Below are 24332 nucleotides of genomic sequence, written 5' to 3' on the forward strand. Positions count from 1 at the left end.
CGCCTCACGCCTCCCGCGCCCGCAGCGGCTCGCACGGCCTGGCCAGGGTCCGGTCCACCGCGGCGAGCACCCGCCGCAGCGACGCCATCAGGTCGGTGAACTCCTCGGGGGAGAGCGCCTGGTCGCCGTCGCACAGCGCCGCGGCCGACTCCGGGTGCACGTCCACCAGCAGGCCGTCCGCGCCGACCGCGGCAGCCGCCAGCGCCAGCGGCTTGACCAGGTCGCGCCGGCCGCTGGAATGGCTGGGATCGATGATCACCGGCAGGTGGCTGAGCGCCTTGACGACCGGCACCGCGCTGACGTCCAGGGTGAACCGGGTGCTGGGGTCGTAGCTGCGGATTCCCCGCTCGCACAGCACCACCTGGGTGTTGCCGGTGCTCAGCACGTACTCCGCGGCGAACAGCCACTCCTCGATGGTCGCGGCGAAGCCGCGCTTGAGCAGCACCGGCTTGCCGGACCTGCCCACCTCGCTCAACAGCGCGAAGTTCTGCATGTTGCGGGTGCCCACCTGGAGCATGTCCGCGCGGTCGGCCAGCAGCTCGACGTCGCCGGGGTCGACGACCTCGGTCACCACCGGCAGGCCACTGCGTTTGCGCTCCTGGTCGAGCAGGTCCGCCCCGGCCGGGCCGAGCCCCTGGAAGCTGTACGGCGAGGTGCGCGGCTTGTAGGCGCCGCCGCGCAGCACCTCCGCGCCCGCCGCCCGCACCGAGTCGGCCGTGGCCGACAGCAGTTCGGCGCTCTCCACCGCGCACGGCCCGGCCGCCACCACGAACCCGGTACCGCCGATGGTCAGCCCGTTGTCCAGGGTCACCGTGCTCGACTCCGGCTGGAAGTCACGGGAGGACAGTCGGAACTTGCCCGGGACGTCGACCACCCGGCTCACCCCGGGCAGCTCGCGCACCCACTGCCGCACCCGCCCCGGCACCTGCTCGGCGGCGACCAGCATCCAGGGGTCGCCGTTGCCGCTGAGTTTCGCGGACAGGCCCGCGGCGCCGAGATCCTCGGTCAGCCGGTCGATGTCGGCCCGGGCGATGTCGCGGTCCAGCACTACGATCACCGGGATCACTCCCCTCTTCCCTGGGCCCGCAGCGGTTTGCCGATCAGCTCCTCGACCCGGCCGAGCACCTCCGACTGGTCGTGGCGGTGGAACAGGTTGATCCGGTTGCGGGTGATGTCCCCGCGGTGCACGACCTCGTAGAGGTCCTGGCGCTGCCCGAAACCGTCGTGGGTCAGGTCCCAGGCGAGCCGGAACAGCCGCGACTTCTGGTCCACCGGAAGGGTTTTGCCGTGCATGTACCGGTCGAGGAACGGCCGCAGCTCGGGCGCGGCGAGGTCGTTCTCGCTGGGCTGCATGAGGATTCCGGCCGAGCCGATCCGGCGCACGATCTCCACCGCGCGGCTGGCCACCTCCGCGGCCCACACCGCGGCGGCCGGGGTCGGGCCGGGTGCGATCAGCCCACCGTCGGTGCGGTGCGCGGTCGCCTCGCCGGCGTCGAGGAAGTGGTCGAGGATGTTCACGAAACTGGTCAGCTCGCCGAGGTCCTCCTGCACGTTGCGGAACCCGTCGACGCCGATCGACCGGGCGAGCAGCGTGGCCACGGCCAGCAGCGTGCGCAGCCGCTCCCGGTAGCGCACCTGGCCGACGTACTGGCTCCACGCGTTGATGCGCACCAGCCCCTCCCTGGCCAGCGCGCCGTCGTGCAGCAGGAAGACCCGGTCCCAGGGCACCAGCACGTCGTCGAAGAAGAGCATGGCGTCCTGCTCGTCGAACCGGCTGCCGAAGGGGTGCGCGTGCCCGTAGGGCGCCGCGCCGAGCGGTTCCCGGCACAGGATCTTCAGGCCGGCGGTGTTGACCGGGATGCCGAACCAGACCACGAACTCCTCGGCGCCGCGCTGGGCGAAGGACGCGGACAGGTAGACCAGGATCTCGTGGGCGAACGGCGCGAGCGTGGTCAGCTGCTTGGCGCCCCGGACGACGATGCCCGTGTCGTTCTCCTCGATGACCCGCAGCGCGTGGTCGGGGTGGTCCACCGGGCTGGCGCTGCGGTCGATCTGCGGGTCGCCCAGGGCGTGCGCCAACACCAGGTCGTGCTCGCTGAGGTAGCGGTGGTAGGCCACGGCGTTGTCGCCGAACTCGGGCCGGTTGGTCGCCAGCCGGTGCCGGAAGTCGTAGAGGCCCACCGCGATGGTGGCCATGAACGCGGGGGAGCGCCCGTGCTGGCCCCAGGTCTCGCGCATCCAGACGTCGGCGTTGCGCCGCTTCGCGGTCAGGTCCGCCAGGGTGCGGGGCAACTGGTAGGCGCGGCTGATCCGGTTGCCGGTCTCCGGGGACTCGACGGTCATCGTGTCCCGCAACTCCGGGCTGTGCTGCAGGTCGAACAGCCGGGACAGTTCCGCGATCGCCGGGGCGAACGCGGGATGCCCGGCCACGTCGGTGATCCGCTCCCCGTCGAGCCAGACCTCCCTGCCATCGTCGAGGCTCGCGCGGTAGCGTGCGCCGTCCAGTGCCCCCGCCGACGCGGCGGACCCGGTCACGGCTTCGGTCAAGGTCATCGGTGGTACTCCAGTCTGCGAGCGGAAGCGAGCAGAACGAGCAGAAGTGGGCAGCAGCGGGTGGACGACACCGACACGGCCGTGCCGGTGTCGCGCGGGTGCGGTCAGTGCGGCCCGTCCCCCGGCCCGATGCGCCGGTAGTCGCCGTCGTGGTAGACGAGCGGGTCGCCGGGGCCGCCGTGGGCGGCGAGGACCTGGCCGAGCAGCATCTGGTGGTCGCCACCGCGCAGGTCGGCGTCGAGCGCGCAGTCGAAGTACCCGATGCTGCCGTCCACCACCGGCGCGCCGGTGACCACAGTGGACGTTCCCACTGCGGCGAAGGAGCCCACCGCGCGCCCCCGCCCCGGGGTGGCGAAGTGCTGGGACACCTGGCGTTGGCCCCGGCCGAGCACGCTCACCGCGAACCGCCCGGACGAGCGGACCGCGTCCACCAGTGGGCTGGCCGCGCCCACGCAGACCAGCACCAGCGGCGGATCGAGCGAGACCGTCGTGAACGAGGACACCGTCTTGGCGAACAGTTCGTCGCCACGGCGGGTGCAGATCACCGCCACCCCGGTGGCGAAGGTGCGCGCGGCCAGTTTGAAGGCCGCGCTCCCCACCCCCGTTGTCCGCAGGCTCATCTCACCATCTCCGTTCCCACTGACCGCCGCGCTTGCGACGCTCCGGCGAACTGGAGCCTTGCGGCCGTGCCTTTCAGACCGCTTTCACCACCGCCCGACCCGCCAGCATGTGGGAAACCGCAGTTCACCGCAGATCGGTGACGGCACCGCGAACCTGGTCGAGCCAGCGCAGCGCGCAGTCGTGCTCCAACCGGTGCCCGGTCTCGCGGTACAGGGTCAACGCCTCGTTGATGGTGCGCAGGGACTGGTCGTGGCGATCGGCCATCAGGTGCACCACGGCGAGCACGCCCAGCGCCCGCCCCTGGAGCAGCCGCAGGCCGCTGCGGCGGGCGGCGGCCACGGCCTCCCGCCCGTGGCGCAGCGCGGCGGAGCGGTTCCCGGTGTAGCGGAAGACCAGGGCCAGCCCGATGCCCGCCTCGATCTCGATCGGCCGGTGCCGCAGGGCGCGGGCGAGCCGCAGCGCGCGCCGGTGGTGCTCCTCGGCCGGGCCCAGCTTCCGGTCCGCCCGGTGCGCGTCGCCCAGCACGACCAGCGCCTCGGCCTCGGTGACCTGGTCCCCCAGCTTCCTGGCCAGCTCCAGCGCGGCCTCGCCGTGACTGATCGCCTCGGTGAAGTCACCGAGGTGGCGGTGGATCACCGACAGGCCGCAGTGCGCGCGGGCCTGCTCGTGGCCCGCGCCGGCGCGCTGGGCCACGGCCAGCCCCCGCCGCCCGTAGCCCAGTGCGGTCGGCAACTGGCTCAGCTCCCGGCAGCTCGCGCTGAGCAGGACCAGGCTCTCCGCCTCGGCCCAGGCGGTGCCCAGCGCCCGGCCCACGTTCCACGCGTCCAGCGCGGCGTCCATGGCCTCGGTGAGCCGGCCGACCGCGTGCAGCACGGCGGCGAGGTCGCGCAGCGCCCTGGCCTCGACCGCACGCAGGCCGAGGCCGCGGGCCCGCTGCAACGCCTGCTCCAGCATGGCCAGTCCGGCCCGCGACCGCCCGGTCCGGTGCAGCAGCGCGCCCAGGGCGTGCTCCGCCGCGGCGCGCACCGCGCTCACCCCGTGGTCACGCGCCGCGGTCAGCGCGCGCTCGGCGTCCGCGTAGCTGGCCAGGTGCAGGTCGGCCAGGCCCAGGCTGAGCGACATGGCCGCGACGGCGGTCCGCTCCCCGACGGCCAGCGCCGCGCGGAGGCCGAGGTCGGCCACCTCGCGCCAGGTGCGGTAGTCGCGGCTGGTCCAGAAGAAACCGTGCGCCGCGTCGGCCAGCCGCCAGGCCGCGGCGGACTCGCCCCGGTCGACCGCCAGCCGCACGACGGCCCGGAGGTTGCCGCCCTCCGCCCGCAGCCAGTCGGGGGTGAGCGGCCCGACACCATCCGCACCGTCCACATCGGACACGAGCAGGGGCGGTGCTTCCGGGCAGTGCGCGCGCACCGCCGCCGCGGTCCTGGTCGAGTACCAGGCGAGCAGGCGCCGGACCGCCGCCGGCAGCTCGGCCCGGTCCTCGACTTGCCCGCGCTGTGCCGCGTAGAGCCGCAGCAGTTCGGGCAGCCGGTAGCGGCCGGGCACGTGCTCGTCGACCAGGCTCGTGCCGGCGAGTTCGGCCAGCGCCGCGCTGGTCTCGGCGACGCCTCGGTCCAGCAGCGCGGCAAGGGACTCCGCCGTGAAGTCCACGTCCTCGGCCACGCCCAGGAACCGGAAGGCCCTGGCGGCGCGCGGGGACAGCCGGGTGTAGGCCGAGGCGAAGGCCTGGCGCACCGACATCCGCCCGGCCGCGCCGAGCGCCAGCCCGGCCAGCCGGTCGCCGTCCCGCAGTTCCCCGGCCAACCGCTCGACGCTCTGCCCCGGCTGGCCCAGCAGGCGCGCGACCGCGATGCGCAGTGCCAGTGGCACCCCGGCGCACAACCGGACGAGTTCGGCCACGGCGGCGGGGGCGGTGGCGACGCGGTCGGCACCGAGTGCCCTGGCCAGCAGGTCCGCGGACGCCCCGGGGGCGAGGGCGCCCAGGGTGAGCTGGTGTGCGCCGCGCAACGCGATCAGCTCCGGCAGGGCGCACCGGCTGGTCACCAGCACGGCGGCGGCGGAGGTCCCGGGCAGCAGCGGGATGACCTGCTCGGCGCTGTCGGCGTCGTCGAGCAGCAGCAGCACGCGCCGATCGGCGAGGCGGGCCCGGAACATCGCCGCGCGGGCGTGGCCGTCCGCGGGCACGGCGGTGTGGGCGACGCCCGAGGCGACCAGCCAGTCCGCCAGGATGTCCTCGGTCGGCCGCGGCGCCCGCTCGCGGTGCGCCCCCAGCCACACGAACCACTGCCCGTCCGGGAACTCGCCCCGCAGCCGGTGCGCGGCGTGCACGGCGAGCGCGGTCTTGCCGATCCCCGGCGGCCCGACCAGGGTGACGACCGGGACGTTCGCCGCGCCCCTGGCCTCGGCGAGCCAGGCCACCACCTGGTCCACCTCGGCCGCGCGGCCGGTGAAGTCGGGCACTCCGCCCGGCAACTCGCACACCGACCGCCAGCCCTGGTCCGCGGGGCCAGCCAGCCCCGGCGGTCGCACCGGTTCGCCGAGCACCACCGCGTGCAGCCGGGTGAGTTCCCGGCCGGGACCGACGCCCAGTTCCTCGCGGAGCCGCCGGCTGGCCGTGCGGAACACCTCGACCGCCTCGGCCTGCCGGCCGCCGTGGTGCAGCGCGAGCATCAGCTGGGCCCACAGCCGCTCCCGCAACGGGTGCTCGGCCAGCTCAGCGCGCAGCGGCACCACGATCTCGCCGTGCCGGCCCAACTCCAGTTCCAGGTCGAAGTAGCGCTCGACGAGCCGCAGCCGTTCCTCGGCCAGCGCCGCGACCTCGTCGCGGTGCAGGGTGTCCGAGGCGATGTCCACCAGTGCGGGACCGCGCCACAACGCCAGTGCCGCGCGCAACTGCTCGGACTCGCCCAGCAGGTCACCGAGGTCGCGGCTGGCTCGGGCCCGCTCGGCCCTGGCCCGGAACCGGCCCAGGTCGACCTGGTCGGCGGCGATGTCCAGGCGGTACCCGGAGGAGCGGGTCTCGATCAGCGGTGGCAGGCCCAGGTCGGCCAACGCCCGGCGCAGCCGGGTCACGTGGATCTGCAGCGCGGCCCTGCCGTCGGCGGGAACCCGCTTCTCCCACAGCCAGCTGATCAGCTCACCGGCCGGCACGACCTGTCCGGCGCGGACGAGCAGCGCGGCCAGCAGCACCCGCTGCTTGCCGGCGGGCACCGCCAGCGCTTCCGCACCGCGCACCACCTCGAACGGGCCGAGCACCCGGAAGTACGGCTCCGCCCCCACCGCGGCCACCTCCATCGGATCGGCACCCCAGACCCCTGTGCGCCAGCGCGAATCAGCTGTTCACCCGCGCGCCGTCGCCGTCACACCACAGGTACGGGCGTTGCCCGCCCAGTTCAAGGACCGCCACGCGCGTCCCACTGGCTGGATGCGCGACCGGTGGGGTTGCCCGGCGGGGCCGGGTGGGAGCAGGCACCGCCACCCGAGCGGAGCGCGGCGGCGATCCGAGGGGACGAGCGCACGGCCGCGGACTCCGGCAGGCACACGTGTCGCGACCGCCCCACCGCCGGGCCGAGGGCAGCCTCGTTCGCGCTGTTCAGCCTGGTGGTTGGGCATTGCTCCCCGCCGAAACGCCAGCTATAGTCCGCCGTCATATATGACGTATGATCCACCACCGGAGAGTCCCGTGACCCTGCCTGCCGTCAGCCCTGGTGCGCTGCCGTCCCGAACGGCACATGTGCTTGAGACGATCAAGGCGGCGATCCTCAACGGACGGTTCAAGCCGGGCACTGCCCTGGTCGAGAACGAGCTGGCCGGCCAGTTCGGCGTGTCCAAGACGCCCGTGCGGGAGGCGCTGAAAGCACTGGAGGGCTCCGGCCTCGTGGTGATCCGCCCCTACACCGGCACCACCGTGCGCGAGGTGACCGAGCAGGACGCCCTGGCCATCTACGACATGCGGCTGCTCCTCGAACCGGAAGCGGTCCGCCGCAGCGTGAACGCGGGCAGCGACTTCGCCGAGGCCGAGCACGCGTTGGAGCGCGCGGCACTGGCCGAGGACGCGTCCACCCGCAGCACGGCCAACCGGGACTTCCACCGCGGCCTCTACGCCGGCTGCGGCAATCCCCTGCTGGTCCAGACCCTGGACGGACTGCGCGACCAGACCGCACTGGTCTCCGCCTCGTCCTGGGCACGCACCCCGTCCTGGGCGGAGGAGGCCCGCGAGCACGCGGCCATCCTCGACCAGGTGCGCGCGGGCAACGCCGAGGCCGCGGCCACGCTCGTGCGGCACCACATCGAAGGCTTCGTGGTCCGACACCTGAGGAGGGAGCACCCCACGCACTGACCGGAAGGTGCGGCCCGCTCTCCGCCAAGATCCCGGGCCGCACCCGCGGAGATCCGACGCTCCACGCGGAGCGTCACCGTTACCCACCAGGAGCAACGATGCCCCAGTCTAACGCGCTCGCGTCCGCGCCCGCCCCGGCCGAGACCGCGCGCAAGCGCAGCCGCATGCGCTGGACGATCGTCGGATTCTCGGCCCTCGGGCTGACGATCGCCTATCTCGACCGCGCCGCACTGAGCGTGGCCGTGCCGTTCATGTCCGAGGAGTTCCACATCAGCCCCGCGGTGCAGGGCGTGCTCCTCTCCGCCTTCTTCTGGACCTACGCCCTGTTCCAGATCCCGTCCGGCTGGTTGCTCGACCGCTTCGGGCCGAGGGTGATCTACCCGGTCGCGGTGGGCTGGTGGTCCATCTGGACCGCGCTGACCGCGTTCGCGCACGGGGTCGGCTCGGTCATCGTGTTCCGACTCGGCCTCGGCGTCGGCGAGGCACCGGTGCAGCCGGCCAACGTCAAGGTCGTCTCGCAGTGGTTCCCCCGCAAGGAGCGGGCGTTCGCGTCGAGCCTGTTCGACATGGGTCAGCAGATCGGCACCGCGCTCTCGGTCCCGGTCGTGACCGCGCTGGCCGTGTTCGGCGGCTGGCGGCTGGCGTTCGTCGTGATCGGCGTCCTCGGCCTGCTGTGGATCCTCGGTTGGCTGGTGGTCTACCGCGATCCCCAACAGCACCGGCGCGTCTCCACCACCGAACTGGCCCACATCCGATCCGACCAGGGCGAGGCGCTGGCCGCGCGGTCAGCCGGCGAGCAGGTGTCGTGGCGCCGGCTGCTGGGCGACAACCAGGTCTGGGCGCTGACCGTCGGCTACGTCTTCCGCTCCCTGTCCGGCGCGTTCTTCCTCACCTGGTACCCGAGCTACCTGCTCGACGACCGCGGCTTCACCGAGGCCGAGTTCGGCATGGTCGGCGCGATCCCGGCGCTCATCGCGATCGGGTCCACCGTGCTGGGCGGCATCGTGTCCGACCGGATGCTGGCGGCCGGGATCTCCACCAACCTGGCGCGCAAGATCCCCATCGTCGCCGGGCTCGGCCTGAGCGCCTGCATCGGTTTCGCCCCGTTCATCGAGAGCAACCTCGTCCTGATGATCGTGCTGACGGTCAGCAGCGCGGCCCACTCGTTCGCCGGAGCGGCGGTGCTGAGCCTGCCGGCGGAGGTCGCCGCCTCGCCGGCGAGCGTGGGCTCGGTCGCGGGCTTCCAGAACTTCGGCTCCCAGCTCGGCAACCTGACCAGCCCGATCGCCATCGGCCTGTTCCTCACCTTCAGCGGCGGTTCCTACGTCGGCCCGCTGCTCGGCGCCGCGGCCTGCTGCCTGATCAGCGCGGCCATCTACCTGTTCTGGGTGCGCATCAAGCCGGTCACGCCGGCCAACGCGGTCCCCACCCCCGCCGACCCGGAAAGGACCACTTCGTGAGTTCCCCCCTGAACACCAGCGATCTCGTCGCGCGGCTCAGCACGGTCGTGGGCATCCCGGTCGTGCCCTACCGCGAGGACGGCGAGATCGACCACGACCGCACCGCGGCGCTGGCCGCCCGCCTGGTCGCGAACGGCATCTCGGTGCTGACCCCGAACGGCAACACCGGCGAGTTCTACGCCCTGGACCCCGCCGAACGCCGTGCCGTGCTGACCAGCGTGGTGTCCGCGCGGGCGGCCAGCACGACGATCGTGGCCGGCGTCGGGCTCGACGTGCGGACCGCGATCGCCGACGCCCGGTTCGCCCGGGACGCCGGCGCGGACGCGATCATGATCCACCAGCCGGTGCTGCCGTACCTGGCGGCGGACGGGTGGGTCGAGTACAACGCGGCGATCGCGGCGGCCGTCCCCGACCTCGGGGTGCTGCCCTACCTGAGCAACCCGGCCGTCTCCGGCACGCACATCGCCCGGCTGGTCGAGCGGGCACCCAACGTGGTCGGGTTGAAGTACTCGGTGCCGGACCCGGTCGTGTTCGCCACCACCAGGGCGCAGGCCGGTGACGGCTTGCTGTGGATCGCCGGCCTGGCCGAGTCCTACGCGCCCGCCTACTGGCAGGCCGGCGCCCGCGCGTTCACCTCCGGTCTGGTCAACATCGCACCCGCGGTGTCCCTGCGGATGCTCGCGGCGCTGCGCGCCGGCGACTACGCCGAGGCCGGGACAGTCTGGCGGGAGATCCGGCACTTCGAGGAGCTGCGGGCCCGCGACCGGTCGGCCAACAACGTGTCCGTCGTCAAGGAGGCCATGCACCAGCTCGGCCTGTGCCGGCGCGAGGTGCGGCCGCCCAGCCATCCGGTGTCGCCCGCGGTGGCCGACGAGGTCACCGCGGCCATCCAGGCGTGGCAGGCGCTCGTGCCCGGGCTCGACGTGGAGCCGGTGGCATGAGGATCGAGTCGCTGCACACCTTCCGGCAACGGGTCGGCAACCGGCCCCGCGTCCTGGTGAAGATCACCACCGATGACGGTGTGGCCGGATGGTCTGAGGTCTACAACCACGGGCCCGACCTGGCCTACCCTCCCCTGCTCGACTACCTCTTCGAGCAGATCAGGGGCATGGACCCGCGGCGGCCCGCCGCCGTCAACCAGTTCCTGCTCCAGTCCAGCCGCTTCCCGCAGGGCGCCCTGGGGTTGGCCGCCATCGCCGCGATCGACCACGCGCTGTGGGACATCACCGGCAAAGCCCTGGGCGTGCCCGTCTACCAGCTGCTCGGTGGTGCGGTGCGGGACCGCGTGCCGGTCTACGCCGGGCTGTACTCGGCCCCGGACCTCCCCGAGCTGCGGGAGGCCACCGCCGCGCTGCACGAGCGGTTCGGGTTCACCGCGTTCAAGCTGAGTCCCTACCGGCGGGACCTGCACCGGAGCAGGTACGGCCTGGTCGTCCGCGAACTCGGCGACTACTTCGCGCGGGTCCGGCAGGAGCACCCCGACGAGTGGGAGTTCGCCTTCGACGCGCACGCCTGCCTGTGGCAGCCGCGTCAGGCCGTGGACCTCGGTGCGGCGCTCGCCCCGAACCAGCCGCTGTTCCTGGAGGAGCCGATCCGGCCCGAGCACGTGCCCTCGTGGGCCCGCATCCGCTCGGAACTGCGGGTGCCGCTGGCGACCGGCGAGTCGCTGTACTCCCCGCACGAGTTCCTCGCCCTGCTCACCGCGGGCGGCGCCGACATCGTGCAGCCCGACATCTGCGTGGTCGGTGGCCTCACCCAGATGGTGAAGATCGCGGCCATCGCCGAGGCGCACTACGTCCCGGTGACACCGCACAACCCGCTCGGCCCGCTCGCCACCGCGGCGAACGTGCACTTCGCCGCAGCGACCACCAACTTCGGCGTGCTGGAGTTCAAGCCCGACGACGTCTCCTGGTGCCCGGACCCGTACCTGCCGGTGGACGGTCACCTGGAACTGCGCCCGGACCGGCCGGGCTGGGGCGTCGAGATCGACGAGGCCGCGCTGGCCACCGACGACTGGGTCTCCTGGGTGCGTCGGGTACCGGTCCGCCCGGACGGCTCAACCGCCTGGATGTGACGGGTGCGTGGCCGGTCAGGAGGCGGCGGTGCCCTCCTGCTCCTCCTCGACGCGCTGGTTCCACTCGCGCTTGCTGGCCTGCCAGCCGTCCTCGTCGTGGCCAACCCGCCAGTAGCCGGAGATGGACAACCGCTCGCGCGGCACCTGGCGTTCGACCCGCAGCAGGTGCCGCAACTGCTTGACGCAGCCCGCCTCGCCGTGGACGAACGCGTGCGGGGTGCCCGGCGGGAAGGACAGCGCGGACACCGCGTGGACCAGGGCGTGCCCGACCGGGCCGGTGCGGTGCACCCAGGTGATCTCGGCGGCGTCCGGGGCCTCCAGCTTCTGCTCCTCGGCCGGGCCGGCGACCTCGATGAAGGCGTGGGTGCGGGCGTCGTCCGGGATGCGCTCCAGAGCGGCGGCGATGGCCGGCAGCGCGGCCTCGTCGCCGGCGAGCAGGTGCCAGTCGGCGGCCGGGTCGGGGGTGTAGGCGCCACCCGGGCCGAGGAAGGCGATCTCGTCGCCGGGCCGTGCCCTGGCCGCCCACGGACCGGCCAGGCCGGTGTCACCGTGGTGGACGAAGTCCACGGTCAGCTCGCCCTCGTCCGCGTCCCAGCGCCGGACGGTGTAGGTGCGGGTGCGGGGCCACTGGTCGCGGGGGAACTCGGCGCGGATCAGCTCCATGTCGAGCGGCCGCGGGTAGGCCACCCCCTCGACCGGGAAGAGCAGCTTGACGTAGTGGTCGGTGAAGGCACCAGCGGTGAACGCGGACAGGCCCTCGCCACCGAGCACCACGCGGATCATGTGCGGGGTGAGCCACTCGGTGCGCCGTACCCGGGCCTGGTGCAGCTGTGCCTTCCGACGGGCCGGACGATCGCTCATGAGGCTCCTCGTGGTCGGTGGTCGGATGATCGACTGAGACAAGTCAACCAGAAGTTAGTATGCCCTTACTAAGTTGGTGGTGACGCGGGAGGTGTTATCAGGGACACACCGGCCGGGGCCCGCTCGCCCCGGGCGCCAGCACTCCGCCCCACCCACCCGGCCCGCTGACGCCGTCGTTTCGGGTCCGGGCCGTCGGGTACCTGGCGAGGCGACGGAACGAACCCGGAACGCGGTAGGAGCCCGGTGCCATGAAGATCGGCTACAAGCTGTCGTCCGAGGCCTTCGGCCCCGACGAACTCGTCCGCCAGGCGGTGCGCGCCGAGGAGGTGGGATTCGACTTCGTCGAGATGAGCGACCACTTCCACCCCTGGCTGGATGAGCAGGGGCACTCGCCGTTCACCTGGACGGTGTTCGGCACGATCGCGGCGAGGACGGAACGCATCGGCCTGGCCACCGGGGTCACCTGTCCGACCGTGCGGTACCACCCGGCGGTCATCGCCCAGGCAGCCGCGACCCTGGCCCTGCTCTCCCACGGCCGGTTCACCCTCGGCGTCGGGTCCGGGGAACGGCTCAACGAGCACGTGGTCGGCCCTGGTTTTCCCCAGTCGGTGCGGGAGCGGCAGGAACGGCTCCGCGAGGCGCTGGAGATCATCCGGCTGCTCTGGCAGGGCGGCTACCAGTCCTACCCGGGCAAACACCTGCGGCTGGAGAGCGCCCGCGTCTTCGACCTGCCGGAGCAGCCGCCCCCGATCGCGGTGGCCGCCGGTGGCGCCGCGTCCGCCCGGTTGGCCGCCGAACTCGGCGACGGGCTGTTCGCCACCGAACCCAGGCCACGCCTGGTCCGCCACTACCGGCAAGCCGGTGGCTCCGGTCCCCGCTACGCCGAGGTACCCGTGGCCTGGGCTCCTGACGAGCACACCGCGGCGCAGGCCGTGCTCCGCACCAGCCGCTGGTTCGTGACCGGCTGGAAGGTGATGAGCGAGCTGCCCAACCCGGCCAGCTTCGACGCGGCGAGCAGCACCGTGCGCGAGGAGGACGTGCTGGGCGCGTTCGCGTGCGGCCCCGACCCGCAACGCCACGTCGCGGTCGCGCAGCCCTACGTGGACGCCGGTTTCGACCACCTGGTGCTGCAGAACGCCGGGCCGGACCCGGACGGCTTCTTCGACTTCTACCAGCGCGAGTTGGCCGAGCGGTTGCGGCAGCTGACTCCGCGTGACAGCGGCGAGCCGAGCCAGGCTGGCTGACCGGGCTCGGACGGCCGGGCGCGCACCACGACAAAACCTGTGCGTGGCCGGCCGTCGTTCCCATAATGCGGCCATGGGTAAAAGCTATGACCGCATCGACGGGCGGCTGCGGTCGTTCATCGAAGCCCAGCAGGTCTTCTTCGTGGCCTCCGCGCCCCTGGCCGAGAACGGACACGTCAACCTCTCCCCCAAGGGGCGGTCCAGTTCGCTGGCGGTGCTCGACGAGCGCACCGTGGCCTACCTGGACTTCGGGGGCAGCCACGCGGAGACCATCGCGCACCTGCGCGAGAACGGCCGGATCACGCTGATGTGGTGCGCCTTCGAGGGCCCGCCCACGATCGTGCGCGTGCACGGCCGGGGCGAGCCGGTGTTCCGCGACGACCCGCGCTGGCCCGAGCTGATCAGGCACCTGGCCGAGGCGGACGGTCCCGCGGTGCGCGCCATCATCGTGGTCACCGCCGAGCTGATCAGTGACACCTGCGGGTTCGCCGTGCCGTTCATGGACTTCCGGGAGGAGCGGACGCTGCACGCGGAGTACTTCGGGCGCAAGACCGACGCGGAGTTCATCGCCTACTGCCAGGCCAAGCCGCACAACGCCACGAGCATCGACGGGCTGCCCGCGCTGCCGCTGCCCCTGCCACCGCGTCAGGACCCGGTCGGCGACCAGCCCCGCGCGTAGCCGCCGCGCGCGCCGGGTGGGCCAGCACCGGGCGGGGCGGTCGGGGCCACGGCCGGCCCCCGGGTGGTCAACTACAGTGGTCGGTCCCGGTGATCATGTGCGGTGATCACCCCGCCCGCCCTGACCCAGCAGCACGATCGGAGTGACCCGGTGCCGGCCGCCGACCGCCTTCCCGACCAGGTGCGCACCGCCCTGGGCCGGGTCAGCCACCCCGTCCTGATCGACCTCGACCGGCTGGAGGCGGTGCGCCAGCGGTTCGACCTGGACCAGGCCACCTCGCTGGGCTCCTACCTGCAGGCCGCCCAGTCCCCCAACACGCTGCGCGCCTACCGCTCGGACTGGGTGGCCTGGGCGGCCTGGTGCCTGGCCGAAGGCCGGCAGGCCCTGCCGGCCGACCCGCTGGACGTGGCGGTGTACCTGGCCGCGGCCGCCGACACCGTGCGCGAGTCCGGCGGGTGGGCGTTCAGCCCGTCCACACTGGAGCGCAAGGCCGCCGCCATCGCCGCGGTGCACGCGGCCAACGGCCTGCCCTCCCCCACCCGCACCGACGTGGTCCGGCTGACGCTGCGCGGTATCCGCAGAACCCGCCAGACACCGCCGCGCCGCAAGCGCCCCGTGCTGCTGCCCACCCTGGAGGCGCTGCTGGCCGAGCGGCCAGCGCCGGGCTGGCCCGGCGAGATCGCGCGCCGCCGGGACGCCCTGCTGTTACTGGTGGGCTTCGCCGGGGCGCTGCGCCGCAGCGAACTGGCCGCGTTGCGCTTCGACGACGTGATCGTGCAGACCGATCCCCGCACGGACGAGCCGCTGCTGCTGGTCCAGCTCGCCGTGACCAAGACCGACCAGACGGGCGGCCGGCAGCAGAGCGTGGCGCTGCCGAGGGGCGGCCGGCCGCACACGTGCCCGGTGTGCGCGCTGGCGTCGTGGGCGGAGCTGCTGGAGGTCCACCGGGACGGCGGGCACGAGGGACTGCGGCAGTGGGCCGAGCAGCGCACCGAGCCGGCCAGGGCGGTGCACCGGTGCCACGGCTACCCCGGCACGGACCTGGCGGACGGCCAGCGGCGTCCGTTGTTCCCGTCGGTGAGCCGGCACGGCCGGATCGGGACCGCGCCCATGTCCGATCGGGCGGTCGCCGACCTGGTCAAGCGGTATGCCGAACGGGCAGGACTGGACCCGAGCCTGTTCGGCGGGCACTCGCTGCGCGCCGGCTTCGCCACCCAGGCGGCCCTGGGCGGCGCCAGCGACCGGGAGATCATGCGCCAGGGCCGGTGGACCAACCCCGGCATGGTGCACCGTTACATCCGCACGGCCAACCCGCTGGAGGACAACGCGGTGACCCGCCTGGGACTGTGAGCGGCGCCCCGGCCGGCGCCACCGGTCGGAGGGACGGCGGTCAGGCCGGCGTGGCCGCGTTTTGCGGTTTTCGCAAAAATCTTTGTCAGCTCGTCACGACCGGGGGCAGGTTGGTGCGGCGGAGGCGCTCACGCCGACCGCGGGTCGCGGGCGGGGGCAGCCCGGCCGCTGACCACGCCGGTGCCCGACAACCAAGGCGAGGACATGGACCAACAGTTCTGGGACGAGCTGTACGGCAGCCGCGAGCAGCTCTTCAGCGGCGCACCCAACGGGGTGCTCGTGACCGAGGTCGCCGACCTGCCGCCCGGGCAGGCGCTCGACGTGGGCTGCGGTGAGGGTGCCGACGCGCTGTGGCTGGCCCGGCGCGGCTGGCGGGTCACCGCGGTCGACATCTCGCTGACCGCGCTGCGCCGCGCCGCCGCCACCGGCGCGGACACCGCGGACCGGGTGGCGTGGACACGCGCGGACCTGACCAGCACACCACTCCCGGCCGAGGCGTTCGACCTGGTGTCCGCCCAGTACTTCCCACTGCCGAAGCAGCCGGACCACACCGTGCTGCGCGGTCTGCTGGCCGCCGTCGCCCCCGGCGGCACCCTGCTCGTCGCCAGCCACGACCTGGCCGACCTGACCACCCCTCACGAGCACGGCTTCGACCCGAACGACTACTACCAGCCCGCCGACATCGCCGGCCTGCTCGGTGCGGGGTGGACGGTCCTGACCAACGAGACCCGCCCGCGGACCGCGCCCGCACCGCCCGGCACGCAGCACACCCACGACACCGTCCTGCGCGCGCGACGCCTGCGGTGAACCGCACGCCGCGGCGCCGCACCGCCGGCACCGGCGGGCGGGCCGTCGAAAACCGGGCGATCACGCCCGGTCCGGTGCCGTAGGGTCTCGCCTTCGGACGCGCGACGGGCGCGTCCGTGCGATGAGCAGCGACCAGGGGCCGGAGCAGCGATGACCGACAGCAACACACCACCGATCGATCCGTCCAACCAGGAGCAGCTCCGCGCCTGGGACGGCGACCAGGGCGCGTACTGGGCAGCCCGGGCCGACCGCTTCAACGAGGGCGTGGCCAGCTACCACGACGAGTTCTTCGCGGCGGCGGCGATCGAGCCGACCGCGCGTGTGCTCGACATCGGTTGCGGCAGTGGGCAGACCACCCGGGACGCCGCACGACGTGCCAAGAAGGGCTGGGCGCTCGGGGTGGACCTGTCCACCCGCATGATCGAACTCGCCCGCCGGCTGGCCGCGCGGGAACAGCTGGCCAACGTGACCTTCGAGCAGGTCGACGCGCAGGTCCACGCCTTCCCCGAGGAGTGCTTCGACGTCGCCATCAGCCGGCACGGCGCGATGTTCTTCGGCGACGCCCCGGCCGCGTTCGCCAACATCGCCCGCGCCCTGCGCCGAGGCGGGCGGCTGGTCCTGCTCACCTGGCAGCCGTCGGACCGCAACGAGTGGACCACCGCGTTCCGCACCGCCTTCGCGGCCGGTCGTGAGCTGCCCGCCCGGCCAGCGACCCCGAACCCGGCCTCGCTCAGCGACCCCGACCAGGTGCGGGAGCTGCTGACCTCGGCCGGACTCACCGATGTGCGACTGGCTGACCTGCGTGCACCCATGTACTTCGGCCGCGACGTGGACGATGCCACCGAGTTCATCTCCGGCCAGTTCGGCTGGATGCTCAACGACCTGGACGCCGACACCCGGGCCCGCGCCCTGGACAACCTGCGTGCCAGCATGGCCGACCACCTGACCGAGCACGGCGTGCGGTACGGCTCGGCGGCCTGGCTGATCCAGGCACGGCGGGCCTGACACCGGACGGCCAGCGGCCAGCGGTCGGTGTGCTGGCCGGCCTCAGCCCCAGGCCGGCAGGTCGGGCAGCCCGGGCTCGCCTCGGCCGAGCAGCCAGGCCAGCACCGCGTGGTCGGCCAGCCCGGCCGGCACGCGCACGCCCGGCGCCCGCTGGTCCAGCCGCGCCACCTCCTCGGGCAGGAAGTGCCCGACGAACCGGCCGGACCAGTCGGCACTGGTCACGCCCAGGTCGAGGTCCACGGCGTGCACCTCGGCCTCACGCCAGCGGGAGACCACCAGCCGGGTCGCGGGGAACACGGCGCCGCCACGTCCGTGCACGCTGATCCGCCACGCGGCCGGCGTCATCGCCCGCATGGCGTGCAGGCAGCGCCGGTTGGCCTCGACCATGTCGGCGACCAGTGCCTCGGCCGGCCGGTGGGCGCCGGCCTCGATCTCGGCGAAGCGGCCGGCCTCGCCCTCCGGGTACTGCACCGCGCTCTCCCCGCGCAGGGCGGCGGTCAGCGCCCGGGTGAGGCTGTCGGCGTGCCGGGCCAGATGGGTGATCAGGTGGCCGCGGGTCCAGCCGGGCAGCGGCGTGGGAGCGTGGGCCTGCTCGTCGCTCAGCCCGGTCAGCATCGCGGCCAGCCGCTGGTGGGCCCGGTCCACCTCGTCGACCAGGGACGCCACCTCGCCCGGGGCGGGGTGGCGCTCGGTGCTGGTGCTCGTCACGGCCACAACAACTCCTTGTCCCAGGTGTGCTCACCGGTGCGCAGGTAGCGCAGCCTGGTGTGTCGTCGCTGCTTGTCGCCCTGCCAGAACTCGACCTCGTCCGGGACGACCCGGTAGCGGGTCCACTCCGGGGCCACCACCCCGGGGTCGTCGGCGATGCGCTGGTGGGCCTGGGCCAGCGCGCGGTCCAGGTCGGCGGGATCGGCCATGGGCTGGCTCTGCCTGGCCAGCAGTGCCCCGGCGCGGGAGGCCGGCGGGCGCTCGCGGAAGTCGCGCGCGCTCACCTCGGGCGCGGCACTGCGCACCGGGCCGCGCAACCGCACCTGCCTGGCCAGTTCGCTCCAGTAGAAGGTGAGCGCGGCCCAGGGGCGGGCGGCCAGCTCGGCGCCCTTGCGGCTGGCCGCGCTGAAGGCGAAGTGCCAGCCGGTGTCGTCGACGTCCTTGAGGATCAGCACCCGCGCCGACGGTCGCCCCTGCCCATCCACTGTGGACAGCGTGGTGGCGTGGGGTTCGCGCAGGCCGGAGCGGATCGCCAGGGTGAGCCACTCGGTGAACAGCGGCACCGGGTGATCGGGCGCGGTGCCCGGGTCGAAGGTGGGCAGTGGGCCGCCGAACACCTCAAGGCCGCGCAGCAGGGTGGCCAGGCCATCGACGACTTCCGTGCGGGGTCCGCTCACATCAGCTCCCATACTAATGAGAAGAACCGAGCTAACCATTAGGCAGACGTGAGCGTAAGCGGTGCCCACACGGAAGTCCACCCCGTTCACCATTACAGTGGGTGGGGAGGTGTTCGGTCATGGAGCGCTGTCTGGCGGTGGAGCTGACCAGAACCATCCGGCACGACGGGCAGGGCGGGGTTCGGGACACCCTGGCCAGCCCGGCGGACGTGGCGGAGTGGCTGGCGGCGCAGGCCGACCTGCTCCCGCCGGACTTTCCCGCGCACCAGGTTCCGCTCGACGACACCACCCACGCCCAGCTGGTCGAACTGCGCGGCGCCATCCGGTTCCTGTTCGCCGACGTGGTCCGCGCCCACACCGGCCCCGACGCCGAGGCCGGCCAACTCGTGGCCGACACCCGTCGGGTCCGCTCCCCCGACGCGGCCGTGCGCCAGCTCAACGCGGCCGCGGCGGCAGCGCCCCAGGTGCTGCGACTGACCTGGCCGGACAACGACGGTCGGCCCGCGACCCCGCGCGCCGACCGGCTACTGCTCACCGAGGACCAGCGGGCGGCCCTGGTGGCCCTGCTGGCCAACTCGGCCATCGCCCTGCTCACCGGTCCCGAGCGGGACAGGCTGCGGGCCTGCCCGGCGCCTCGCTGCGTGCACTACTTCATCCAGGCGCACCCGCGCCAGCAGTGGTGCAAACCGTCCTGCGGGAACCGGACCCGGGTCGCCCGCTACTACCAGCGCCACCTGCCCGGCTGAGCCGGTCCCGGCCCGGCGCACCGGCCCGCGCGGTCAGCTGGCCCCGGTGGAGCCGCCGATCACCGCGTCCGAGGACAGCGGCGTGGCAGGACCCGCCGCGGCGGAATCCGCCGGGGTGGCGCCGTCCTCGGTGGCCGGCGCGGGCGGCGGCGGCACGATGCCGCGCAGGTCGCCACCGTTGTCGTTGACCCGCAACACGAACGGCCGCACCTCGGTGTAGCGGATGACCGACACCGAGCACGGGTCGACCACGATCCGCTGGAAGGAGTCCAGGTGCTGGCCCAACGCGTCGGCCAGCACGGCCTTGATGACGTCACCGTGGGTGCAGGCCAGCCACACCGCGTGCGCACCGTGTTCCGCGGTCACCGCCGCGTCGTGGGCCCGGATGGCGGCCACGGCGCGCGCCTGCACGGCCGCCAGTCCCTCGCCGCTCGGGAACACCGCGGCGGAGGGGTGCTGCTGCACCACCTTCCACAGCGGCTCGTCCAGCAGGGCCTTCAGTTCCCGTCCGGTCCACTCGCCGTAGTCCACCTCGGACAGGTCGGGCTCGACGTGCGCCGTCAGCTCGCGGGCGGCCAGCAGCGGGGCCAGGGTCTGCTCGCAGCGCTCCAACGGCGAGCGCACCACCCGCGCCAACGGCACCGCCGCCAACCGGTCGGTCAGGGCCTTGGCCTGGCCCTGGCCGGTGTCGTCCAAGCCGACGCCGGCCTTGCGCCCGGCCAACACCCCCGACCCGTTCGCCGACGAGCGGGCATGCCTCAACAGGATCACGGTGGCCACGGCGGCCCAGCTTACGGGGACCGGCTCAGGTGGCCGGCAGCAGATCCATGGACAGCAGCCCGATCAGGGCCAGCCCCAGGATCAGCCGGTACCAGACGAACGCCGAGTAGCTGTGCTTGGAGACGTAGCGCAGCAGCCAGGCGATGGTGGCGTAGCCCACCACGAAGGCGACCGCGGTGGCCGCGATCATCTGCGGCACCGACGCCTGCATGCCCCCGCCGGTGCGGTCGAGCACGTCCGGGATGCTGAACACGCCCGCGCCGAACACCGCCGGAATGGCCAGCAGGAACGAGTAGCGGGCGGCGGCCTCGCGGCTGAGCCCCAGCAGCAGGCCGGCGGTGAGTGTGCCGCCGGACCGGGACACCCCGGGGATCAGCGCCAGCGACTGGGCCAGGCCCATGCCGACGCTGTCGCGCAGGGTCAGCTCGGCGCGGCGCTGCGTGCCCATCCGGTCGGCGACCGCCAGCAGCACGGCGAACACGATGAGCGTGGTGGCGGTGAACCACAGGTTGCGGGCCGAGGTGCGGATCACGTCCTGCAGCAGCACGCCCAGCACGCTGATCGGGATCGACCCGATGATCACGTACCAGGCCAGCCGGTAGTCCGAGGTCTGCCGGGCCCTGGCGCTGAACAGGCCGACGAACCAGGCCGCCAGTAACCGGCCGATGTCCTTGGCGAAGTAGATCAGCACCGCCAGCTCGGTGCCCAGCTGGATCACGGCGGTGAACGACGCGCCCGCGTCGCCACCGAAGAACAGCTGGGACACGATGCGCACGTGTGCTGAGGACGAGATGGGGAGAAACTCGGTCAGTCCCTGGACCAGCCCAAGAACCAGTGCCTGCACCCAGGTCAACTACCCACTCCTGCCGCGTCCAGAGCTTCCGCGACGACGCGCAGCGCCGCCATCGACCGCTCCGAATCTTGCAGCATGGGAAACACCGTCAGCGTGGTGACCCCGACCTCGGCCAGGGCCTGGATCCGGTCGATAATGCGTTCTTTGGGCCCCAGCAGCGCGGTGGCGTCCAGGAACTCCAGCGGCAGCGCGGCCATCGCGCCCTGGTAGTCCTTGTTCAGGTACCGCTCCTGCACCAGCGCGGCCTGCTCGGCGAACCCCATCCGACAGGCCAGTTCGTTGTAGAAGTTCTTCTCCCGGCTGCCCATCCCACCGACGTAGAGCGCGGCGTAGGCGCGCACGTTGTCCGCGCAGCGCCGCCAGTCCTCGCCCACCACCAGCGGCAGGGTCGGCACCACGTCGAAGGAGTCCATGGACAGGCCGGCGCGCTCCCGCCCGGCGCGCAGGTGCGCCAGCGAGTCCTCGGCGTGCTCGGGCGAGAAGAACACGGCCAGCCAGCCGTCGGCGACCTCGCCGGCCAGTTCGAGGTTCTTCGGCCCCACGGCGGCGAGGTAGATCGGGATGTGCTCGCGGTGCGGGTGCACGGTCAGCGTCAGCGCCTTGCCCGGGCCGTCCGGCAGCGGCAGCTCGTAGTGCCGGCCCTGGTAGCGCACCTTCTCCCGGCGCAGCGCCATGCGCACGATGTCGACGTACTCCCGGGTGCGGGCCAGCGGCCGGTCGAAGCGGACCCCGTGCCAGCCCTCGGACACCTGCGGCCCGGACACCCCCAGCCCCAGGCGGAACCGGCCCTGGGACAGGGTGTCCAGGGTGGCGGCGGTCATCGCGGTCATCGCCGGGGACCGGGCCGGGATCTGCATCACAGCGCTGCCCACGTCCACCCGTGTTGTCTGCGCGGCCACCCACGCCAGCACGGTGGGCGAGTCCGACCCGTAGGCCTCGGCCGCCCACACCACGGAGTAGCCCAGCCGGTCGGCTTCCCTGGCCAGTTCAAGGTTGGTGGCGTCGTTGCCGGCGCCCCAGTACCCGAGGTTCAGTCCCAGTCGCACACCCAGAACCCTACCCGTCGGTAACCGGTTGGGACAGCCGATGTTGTCCTGACCGGCCACACCCGCGCCGCTCCCGAGCTGACCCGGCTGGCTTCACCCCGACCCCTTAGGCTCGGTTCGTGGAACAGCGACACCTCGGCCGCAGTGGCCTGCGGGTCTCCCGGTTGGCCCTGGGCACCATGAGCTGGGGCAGGGACACCGACGCCGACGAGGCGGCGAACCAGCTGCTCGCCTTCACCGACGCTGGCGGCACCCTGGTCGACACCGCCGACGTCTACGGCGACGGCGAGAGCGAACGCATCCTCGGCAGCCTGCTCGACCAGGCCGTGCCCCGCGACCACATCGTGCTCGCCACCAAGGCCGTGGCCCGCCGCGACGAGGGCCCCTTCGGCGGCGGGGCCTCCCGCGCCGCGCTGCTGACCGCGTTGGAGGGATCGCTGCGCCGGCTCGGCACCGACCACATCGACCTGTGGCAGCTGCACGCCTGGGACGCCACCGTGCCGCTTGAGGAAACGCTCGCCGCCGTGGACGCGGCCGTGAGCAGCGGCAAGGTCCGCTACTTCGGCGTGTCCAACTACTCGGGCTGGCAGCTGGCCACCGCGGCGGCCCGGCAGCACGCCGTGCCGAGCGGCACCCCGCTGGTGTCCACCCAGGTCGAGTACTCCCTGGTGGAGCGCGGTGTGGAGCGGGAGGTCGTGCCGGCCGCCCAACACCACGGCATCGGTCTGCTGCCGTGGGCCCCGCTGGGCCGGGGCGTGCTCACCGGCAAGTACCGCAACGGCACGCCGGCCGACTCCCGCGGTGCCTCCCCGCACATGGCTCCCTACGTGGAGCAGCACCGCACCGAGCGGGCCGCCCGGATCGTGCAGGCCGTGGTCACCGCCGCCGACGGACTGGGCACCTCACCCCTGGCCGTGGCGCTGGCCTGGGTCCGCGACCGGCCCGGCGTGGTCGCCCCGGTGGTCGGCGCCCGCGACACCGCCCAGCTCGCCGGTTCCCTGGCGGCCGAGGCCGTGGAGCTGCCACCGGCGATCCAGGCCGCCCTCGACGACGTCAGCGCCGTCGAGCTGGGTTACCCCGAGCGCCCGCTGGGCTGACCGGACCCGGCGCCGTGCCGCAGTCTGAGACCCCTGCGTGACCAGCGGCTGCTGGTAGGGGATGCTGGGAAGAGGTCCGTTGGTGAACACCGGGTGACCACGTGGCGGTCGCCTGGTGAAGGAGGTTCTACGTTGCGTCGCCTGGCCGTGCTGCTCGCCGGTGCCCTGCTCGTCGCCGGGTGCTCGACCGGACGGGGCAACCCCGACGGCCCCCTGCAGGTCGCCGAGACGCTCCAGGCGGCCACCCCGGCCAAGGCTCCGGAGCAGACCGGCACGCCCGCCGGCACGGTGCTGGCGCTGGCCGGAGCGGCGAGTTCCACCGTGGTCGACCCGGCCAGCCGCACCCTGGCCGTGGCCGTGGACCAGCCGCCCGCGGTGTGGCTGTGGTCCCTGGACGACCTGGCCGCTCCACCCCGATCCGTGCCGCTGCCCGCGCCCACCGCGCAGCTGTCCCTGGACACCGCGGCGAACACCGTCCTGGCGCCGGTGCCCAGCGCCAACCAGTTGCTCCGCATCACCCCCACCACCGGCGCGGCGACCAGCCTGGCCGTGGACGGCGGGCCGGTCTCGGCCGCCACCGTGGCCGGCCACACCCTGGTCGCGCTCGGCCAGGCCAAGGCGGTCGCCGTGTTCGACGGGGATCAGCTGGCCCGCACCATCTCCGGTGTGACCAGCGCCGACCAGGTCGTGGCCAACGACAGGCACGCGGCCATGGTGGACCGGCTGCGCACCGCGGTGTTCACCCTCGATCCCACCAGCACCAGCCAGGGCCCCGGCCTGCGCGCCGGCGACGGCGCGGTCAACGCCGTGACCGACCGGTTCGACCGGGTCCTGGTCACCGACGCCCGCAGCGGCGAACTGCTGGTGTTCTCCCTCGACCCGCTGCTGATGCGGCAGCGCTTCCCCGTGCCCGGCACTCCCTACGGCATCGCCTACGACCCCGGACGTGACCTGGCCTGGGTCACCCTGACCGAACGCAACGAGGTGGTCGGCTACGACGTCGCCGGTGGCGAACCCGTCGAGCGGTACCGCTTCCCGACCGTGACCCAACCCAACTCTGTGACGGTGGACCCGTCCAGCGGGCGCGTGTTCGTGGCGTCCGCGACCGGCCAAGGAGTACAGGTGGTGCAACCATGACAGACGGGGTGATCGACGGCGACTGGGAGTACCAGCCGCTGCGGCTGCCACCCGGAGTGTCCCGCCGCGCCGCGGCGACCCAACTCGCCATCCACGCCGAGTACGCCGGCTGGGAGCTGTCCCGCGTCCTGCTGTACGCGGACGGCACCCGCAAGATCTGGCTGCGCCGGCGGCGCACCGCCGCCGCCATGCCCGGCGTGATCACCTGACCGCGGTCGTCCGCGCCGACCGCCCTCGTCTCGCCCGTGCCGCGGGCGGGACCGCACCAGCGCGTCAGCGGTGAGCGGGCCAGCCACCG

Annotated in this window: 23 protein-coding genes; 13 read left to right on the forward strand and 10 right to left on the reverse strand. The window is 73.4% G+C overall.

Features of this window, described 5'->3' with window-relative positions; translation table 11 throughout:
* Window positions 1-4: 4 nt before the first annotated feature.
* The 4 genes from aroF to LX83_RS23665 form a co-directional block, all read right to left on the reverse strand.
* On the reverse strand, window positions 5-1057 hold the full coding sequence (gene aroF / locus LX83_RS23650) for a 3-deoxy-7-phosphoheptulonate synthase (protein ID WP_253775026.1): 1053 nt from the start codon (window positions 1055-1057) through the stop codon (window positions 5-7).
* 5 nt (window positions 1058-1062) lie between these two features.
* Window positions 1063-2553, reverse strand: a complete 1491-nt coding sequence (locus LX83_RS23655) for a 4-hydroxyphenylacetate 3-hydroxylase family protein (RefSeq protein ID WP_253775028.1) — start codon at window positions 2551-2553, stop codon at window positions 1063-1065.
* Window positions 2554-2657: 104 nt separating this feature from the next.
* Window positions 2658-3173, reverse strand: coding sequence for a flavin reductase family protein (locus tag LX83_RS23660; RefSeq protein ID WP_253775031.1), 516 nt, complete (start codon window positions 3171-3173; stop codon window positions 2658-2660).
* A 124-nt stretch (window positions 3174-3297) separates the two neighbouring features.
* Window positions 3298-6465, reverse strand: coding sequence for an AfsR/SARP family transcriptional regulator (locus LX83_RS23665; RefSeq protein WP_253775034.1), 3168 nt, complete (start codon window positions 6463-6465; stop codon window positions 3298-3300).
* 388 nt (window positions 6466-6853) lie between these two features.
* On the opposite strand from LX83_RS23665, the gene LX83_RS23670 reads away from it, so the two are divergent.
* The 4 genes from LX83_RS23670 (at window position 6854) to LX83_RS23685 (ending at window position 11044) form a co-directional block, all read left to right on the forward strand.
* Window positions 6854-7510 carry a GntR family transcriptional regulator gene (locus LX83_RS23670; RefSeq protein ID WP_253775036.1) on the forward strand — a complete coding sequence of 219 codons (657 nt, stop codon included), beginning with the start codon at window positions 6854-6856 and terminating at the stop codon, window positions 7508-7510.
* A gap of 98 nt (window positions 7511-7608) precedes the next feature.
* Window positions 7609-8970, forward strand: a complete 1362-nt coding sequence (locus LX83_RS23675; RefSeq protein ID WP_253775038.1) for an MFS transporter — start codon at window positions 7609-7611, stop codon at window positions 8968-8970.
* Window positions 8967-9911, forward strand: a complete 945-nt coding sequence (locus LX83_RS23680; RefSeq protein WP_253775040.1) for a dihydrodipicolinate synthase family protein — start codon at window positions 8967-8969, stop codon at window positions 9909-9911. Before LX83_RS23675 ends, LX83_RS23680 begins: the two co-directional genes overlap by 4 nt.
* Complete coding sequence (locus LX83_RS23685; protein WP_253775042.1) at window positions 9908-11044, forward strand: mandelate racemase/muconate lactonizing enzyme family protein; 1137 nt, start codon at window positions 9908-9910, stop codon at window positions 11042-11044. The genes LX83_RS23680 and LX83_RS23685 overlap by 4 nt, the downstream gene beginning before the upstream one ends.
* Window positions 11045-11059: 15 nt before the next feature.
* Here the strand turns inward: LX83_RS23685 and LX83_RS23690 are convergent, their stop codons facing one another.
* Window positions 11060-11905, reverse strand: a complete 846-nt coding sequence (locus LX83_RS23690) for a siderophore-interacting protein (RefSeq protein WP_253775044.1) — start codon at window positions 11903-11905, stop codon at window positions 11060-11062.
* Between the two features lie 248 nt (window positions 11906-12153).
* On the opposite strand from LX83_RS23690, the gene LX83_RS23695 reads away from it, so the two are divergent.
* The 5 genes from LX83_RS23695 (at window position 12154) to LX83_RS23715 (ending at window position 16990) form a co-directional block, all read left to right on the forward strand.
* Window positions 12154-13149, forward strand: a complete 996-nt coding sequence (locus LX83_RS23695; protein ID WP_253775046.1) for a TIGR03557 family F420-dependent LLM class oxidoreductase — start codon at window positions 12154-12156, stop codon at window positions 13147-13149.
* A 73-nt stretch (window positions 13150-13222) separates the two neighbouring features.
* Window positions 13223-13828, forward strand: coding sequence for a pyridoxamine 5'-phosphate oxidase family protein (locus LX83_RS23700; RefSeq protein WP_253775048.1), 606 nt, complete (start codon window positions 13223-13225; stop codon window positions 13826-13828).
* Window positions 13829-13930: 102 nt separating this feature from the next.
* Entirely contained in the window at window positions 13931-15178 is a 1248-nt protein-coding gene (locus LX83_RS23705; RefSeq protein ID WP_253775050.1) for a site-specific integrase, read from the forward strand.
* A gap of 204 nt (window positions 15179-15382) precedes the next feature.
* On the forward strand, window positions 15383-15985 hold the full coding sequence (locus LX83_RS23710) for a class I SAM-dependent methyltransferase (RefSeq protein ID WP_253775052.1): 603 nt from the start codon (window positions 15383-15385) through the stop codon (window positions 15983-15985).
* A gap of 150 nt (window positions 15986-16135) precedes the next feature.
* Window positions 16136-16990 (forward strand): class I SAM-dependent methyltransferase, encoded by an 855-nt coding sequence (locus LX83_RS23715; protein WP_253775054.1) that lies wholly within the window; start codon window positions 16136-16138, stop codon window positions 16988-16990.
* Window positions 16991-17032: 42 nt separating this feature from the next.
* Here LX83_RS23715 and LX83_RS23720 read toward each other — a convergent pair whose 3' ends face one another.
* Window positions 17033-17698: a maleylpyruvate isomerase N-terminal domain-containing protein gene (locus tag LX83_RS23720; protein WP_253775056.1), complete on the reverse strand. Its 666-nt coding sequence runs from the start codon at window positions 17696-17698 to the stop codon at window positions 17033-17035.
* A complete protein-coding gene (locus LX83_RS23725; protein ID WP_253775058.1) occupies window positions 17695-18375 on the reverse strand; it encodes a pyridoxine/pyridoxamine 5'-phosphate oxidase in 681 nt (226 codons plus the stop codon). The genes LX83_RS23720 and LX83_RS23725 overlap by 4 nt, the downstream gene beginning before the upstream one ends.
* A 119-nt stretch (window positions 18376-18494) precedes the next feature.
* Between LX83_RS23725 and LX83_RS23730 the strand changes: the two genes are divergently transcribed.
* Window positions 18495-19121, forward strand: coding sequence for a CGNR zinc finger domain-containing protein (locus LX83_RS23730; protein WP_253775060.1), 627 nt, complete (start codon window positions 18495-18497; stop codon window positions 19119-19121).
* Between the two features lie 33 nt (window positions 19122-19154).
* On the opposite strand, the gene LX83_RS23735 is transcribed toward LX83_RS23730, so the two are convergent.
* From LX83_RS23735 to LX83_RS23745, 3 genes are read right to left on the reverse strand one after another with little or no spacing between them, the layout of a single operon-like run.
* Window positions 19155-19901, reverse strand: a complete 747-nt coding sequence (locus tag LX83_RS23735) for a histidine phosphatase family protein (protein WP_253775062.1) — start codon at window positions 19899-19901, stop codon at window positions 19155-19157.
* Between the two features lie 25 nt (window positions 19902-19926).
* A complete protein-coding gene (locus LX83_RS23740) occupies window positions 19927-20754 on the reverse strand; it encodes an undecaprenyl-diphosphate phosphatase (RefSeq protein WP_253775064.1) in 828 nt (275 codons plus the stop codon).
* Window positions 20751-21800 (reverse strand): LLM class F420-dependent oxidoreductase, encoded by a 1050-nt coding sequence (locus LX83_RS23745; RefSeq protein WP_253775066.1) that lies wholly within the window; start codon window positions 21798-21800, stop codon window positions 20751-20753. The genes LX83_RS23740 and LX83_RS23745 overlap by 4 nt, the downstream gene beginning before the upstream one ends.
* A 119-nt stretch (window positions 21801-21919) precedes the next feature.
* On the opposite strand from LX83_RS23745, the gene LX83_RS23750 reads away from it, so the two are divergent.
* The 3 genes from LX83_RS23750 (at window position 21920) to LX83_RS23760 (ending at window position 24243) form a co-directional block, all read left to right on the forward strand.
* Window positions 21920-22897, forward strand: coding sequence for an aldo/keto reductase (locus LX83_RS23750; protein ID WP_253775068.1), 978 nt, complete (start codon window positions 21920-21922; stop codon window positions 22895-22897).
* 132 nt (window positions 22898-23029) lie between these two features.
* Window positions 23030-24034 carry a YncE family protein gene (locus LX83_RS23755; RefSeq protein ID WP_253775070.1) on the forward strand — a complete coding sequence of 335 codons (1005 nt, stop codon included), beginning with the start codon at window positions 23030-23032 and terminating at the stop codon, window positions 24032-24034.
* Entirely contained in the window at window positions 24031-24243 is a 213-nt protein-coding gene (locus LX83_RS23760; protein ID WP_253775072.1) for a DUF5703 family protein, read from the forward strand. Before LX83_RS23755 ends, LX83_RS23760 begins: the two co-directional genes overlap by 4 nt.
* Window positions 24244-24332 lie beyond the last annotated feature (89 nt).

It is taken from the genome of Goodfellowiella coeruleoviolacea, assembly GCF_024171785.1.
Taxonomy (GTDB): Bacteria; Actinomycetota; Actinomycetes; order Mycobacteriales; family Pseudonocardiaceae; genus Goodfellowiella; species Goodfellowiella coeruleoviolacea.

Excerpts from the sequence above, each read along its gene's own strand:
- LX83_RS23660 (WP_253775031.1), bottom strand. The coding sequence starts at position 3,173 with ATGAGCCTGCGGACAACGGGGGTGGGGAGCGCGGCCTTCAAACTGGCC.
- LX83_RS23675 (WP_253775038.1), top strand. The coding sequence starts at position 7,609 with ATGCCCCAGTCTAACGCGCTCGCGTCCGCGCCCGCCCCGGCCGAGACC.
- LX83_RS23685 (WP_253775042.1), top strand. The coding sequence starts at position 9,908 with ATGAGGATCGAGTCGCTGCACACCTTCCGGCAACGGGTCGGCAACCGG.
- LX83_RS23715 (WP_253775054.1), top strand. The coding sequence starts at position 16,136 with ATGACCGACAGCAACACACCACCGATCGATCCGTCCAACCAGGAGCAG.
- LX83_RS23760 (WP_253775072.1), top strand. The coding sequence starts at position 24,031 with ATGACAGACGGGGTGATCGACGGCGACTGGGAGTACCAGCCGCTGCGG.
- LX83_RS23655 (WP_253775028.1), bottom strand. The coding sequence starts at position 2,553 with ATGACCTTGACCGAAGCCGTGACCGGGTCCGCCGCGTCGGCGGGGGCA.
- LX83_RS23700 (WP_253775048.1), top strand. The coding sequence starts at position 13,223 with ATGGGTAAAAGCTATGACCGCATCGACGGGCGGCTGCGGTCGTTCATC.
- LX83_RS23710 (WP_253775052.1), top strand. The coding sequence starts at position 15,383 with ATGGACCAACAGTTCTGGGACGAGCTGTACGGCAGCCGCGAGCAGCTC.
- LX83_RS23690 (WP_253775044.1), bottom strand. The coding sequence starts at position 11,905 with ATGAGCGATCGTCCGGCCCGTCGGAAGGCACAGCTGCACCAGGCCCGG.
- LX83_RS23730 (WP_253775060.1), top strand. The coding sequence starts at position 18,495 with ATGGAGCGCTGTCTGGCGGTGGAGCTGACCAGAACCATCCGGCACGAC.
- LX83_RS23665 (WP_253775034.1), bottom strand. The coding sequence starts at position 6,465 with ATGGAGGTGGCCGCGGTGGGGGCGGAGCCGTACTTCCGGGTGCTCGGC.
- LX83_RS23695 (WP_253775046.1), top strand. The coding sequence starts at position 12,154 with ATGAAGATCGGCTACAAGCTGTCGTCCGAGGCCTTCGGCCCCGACGAA.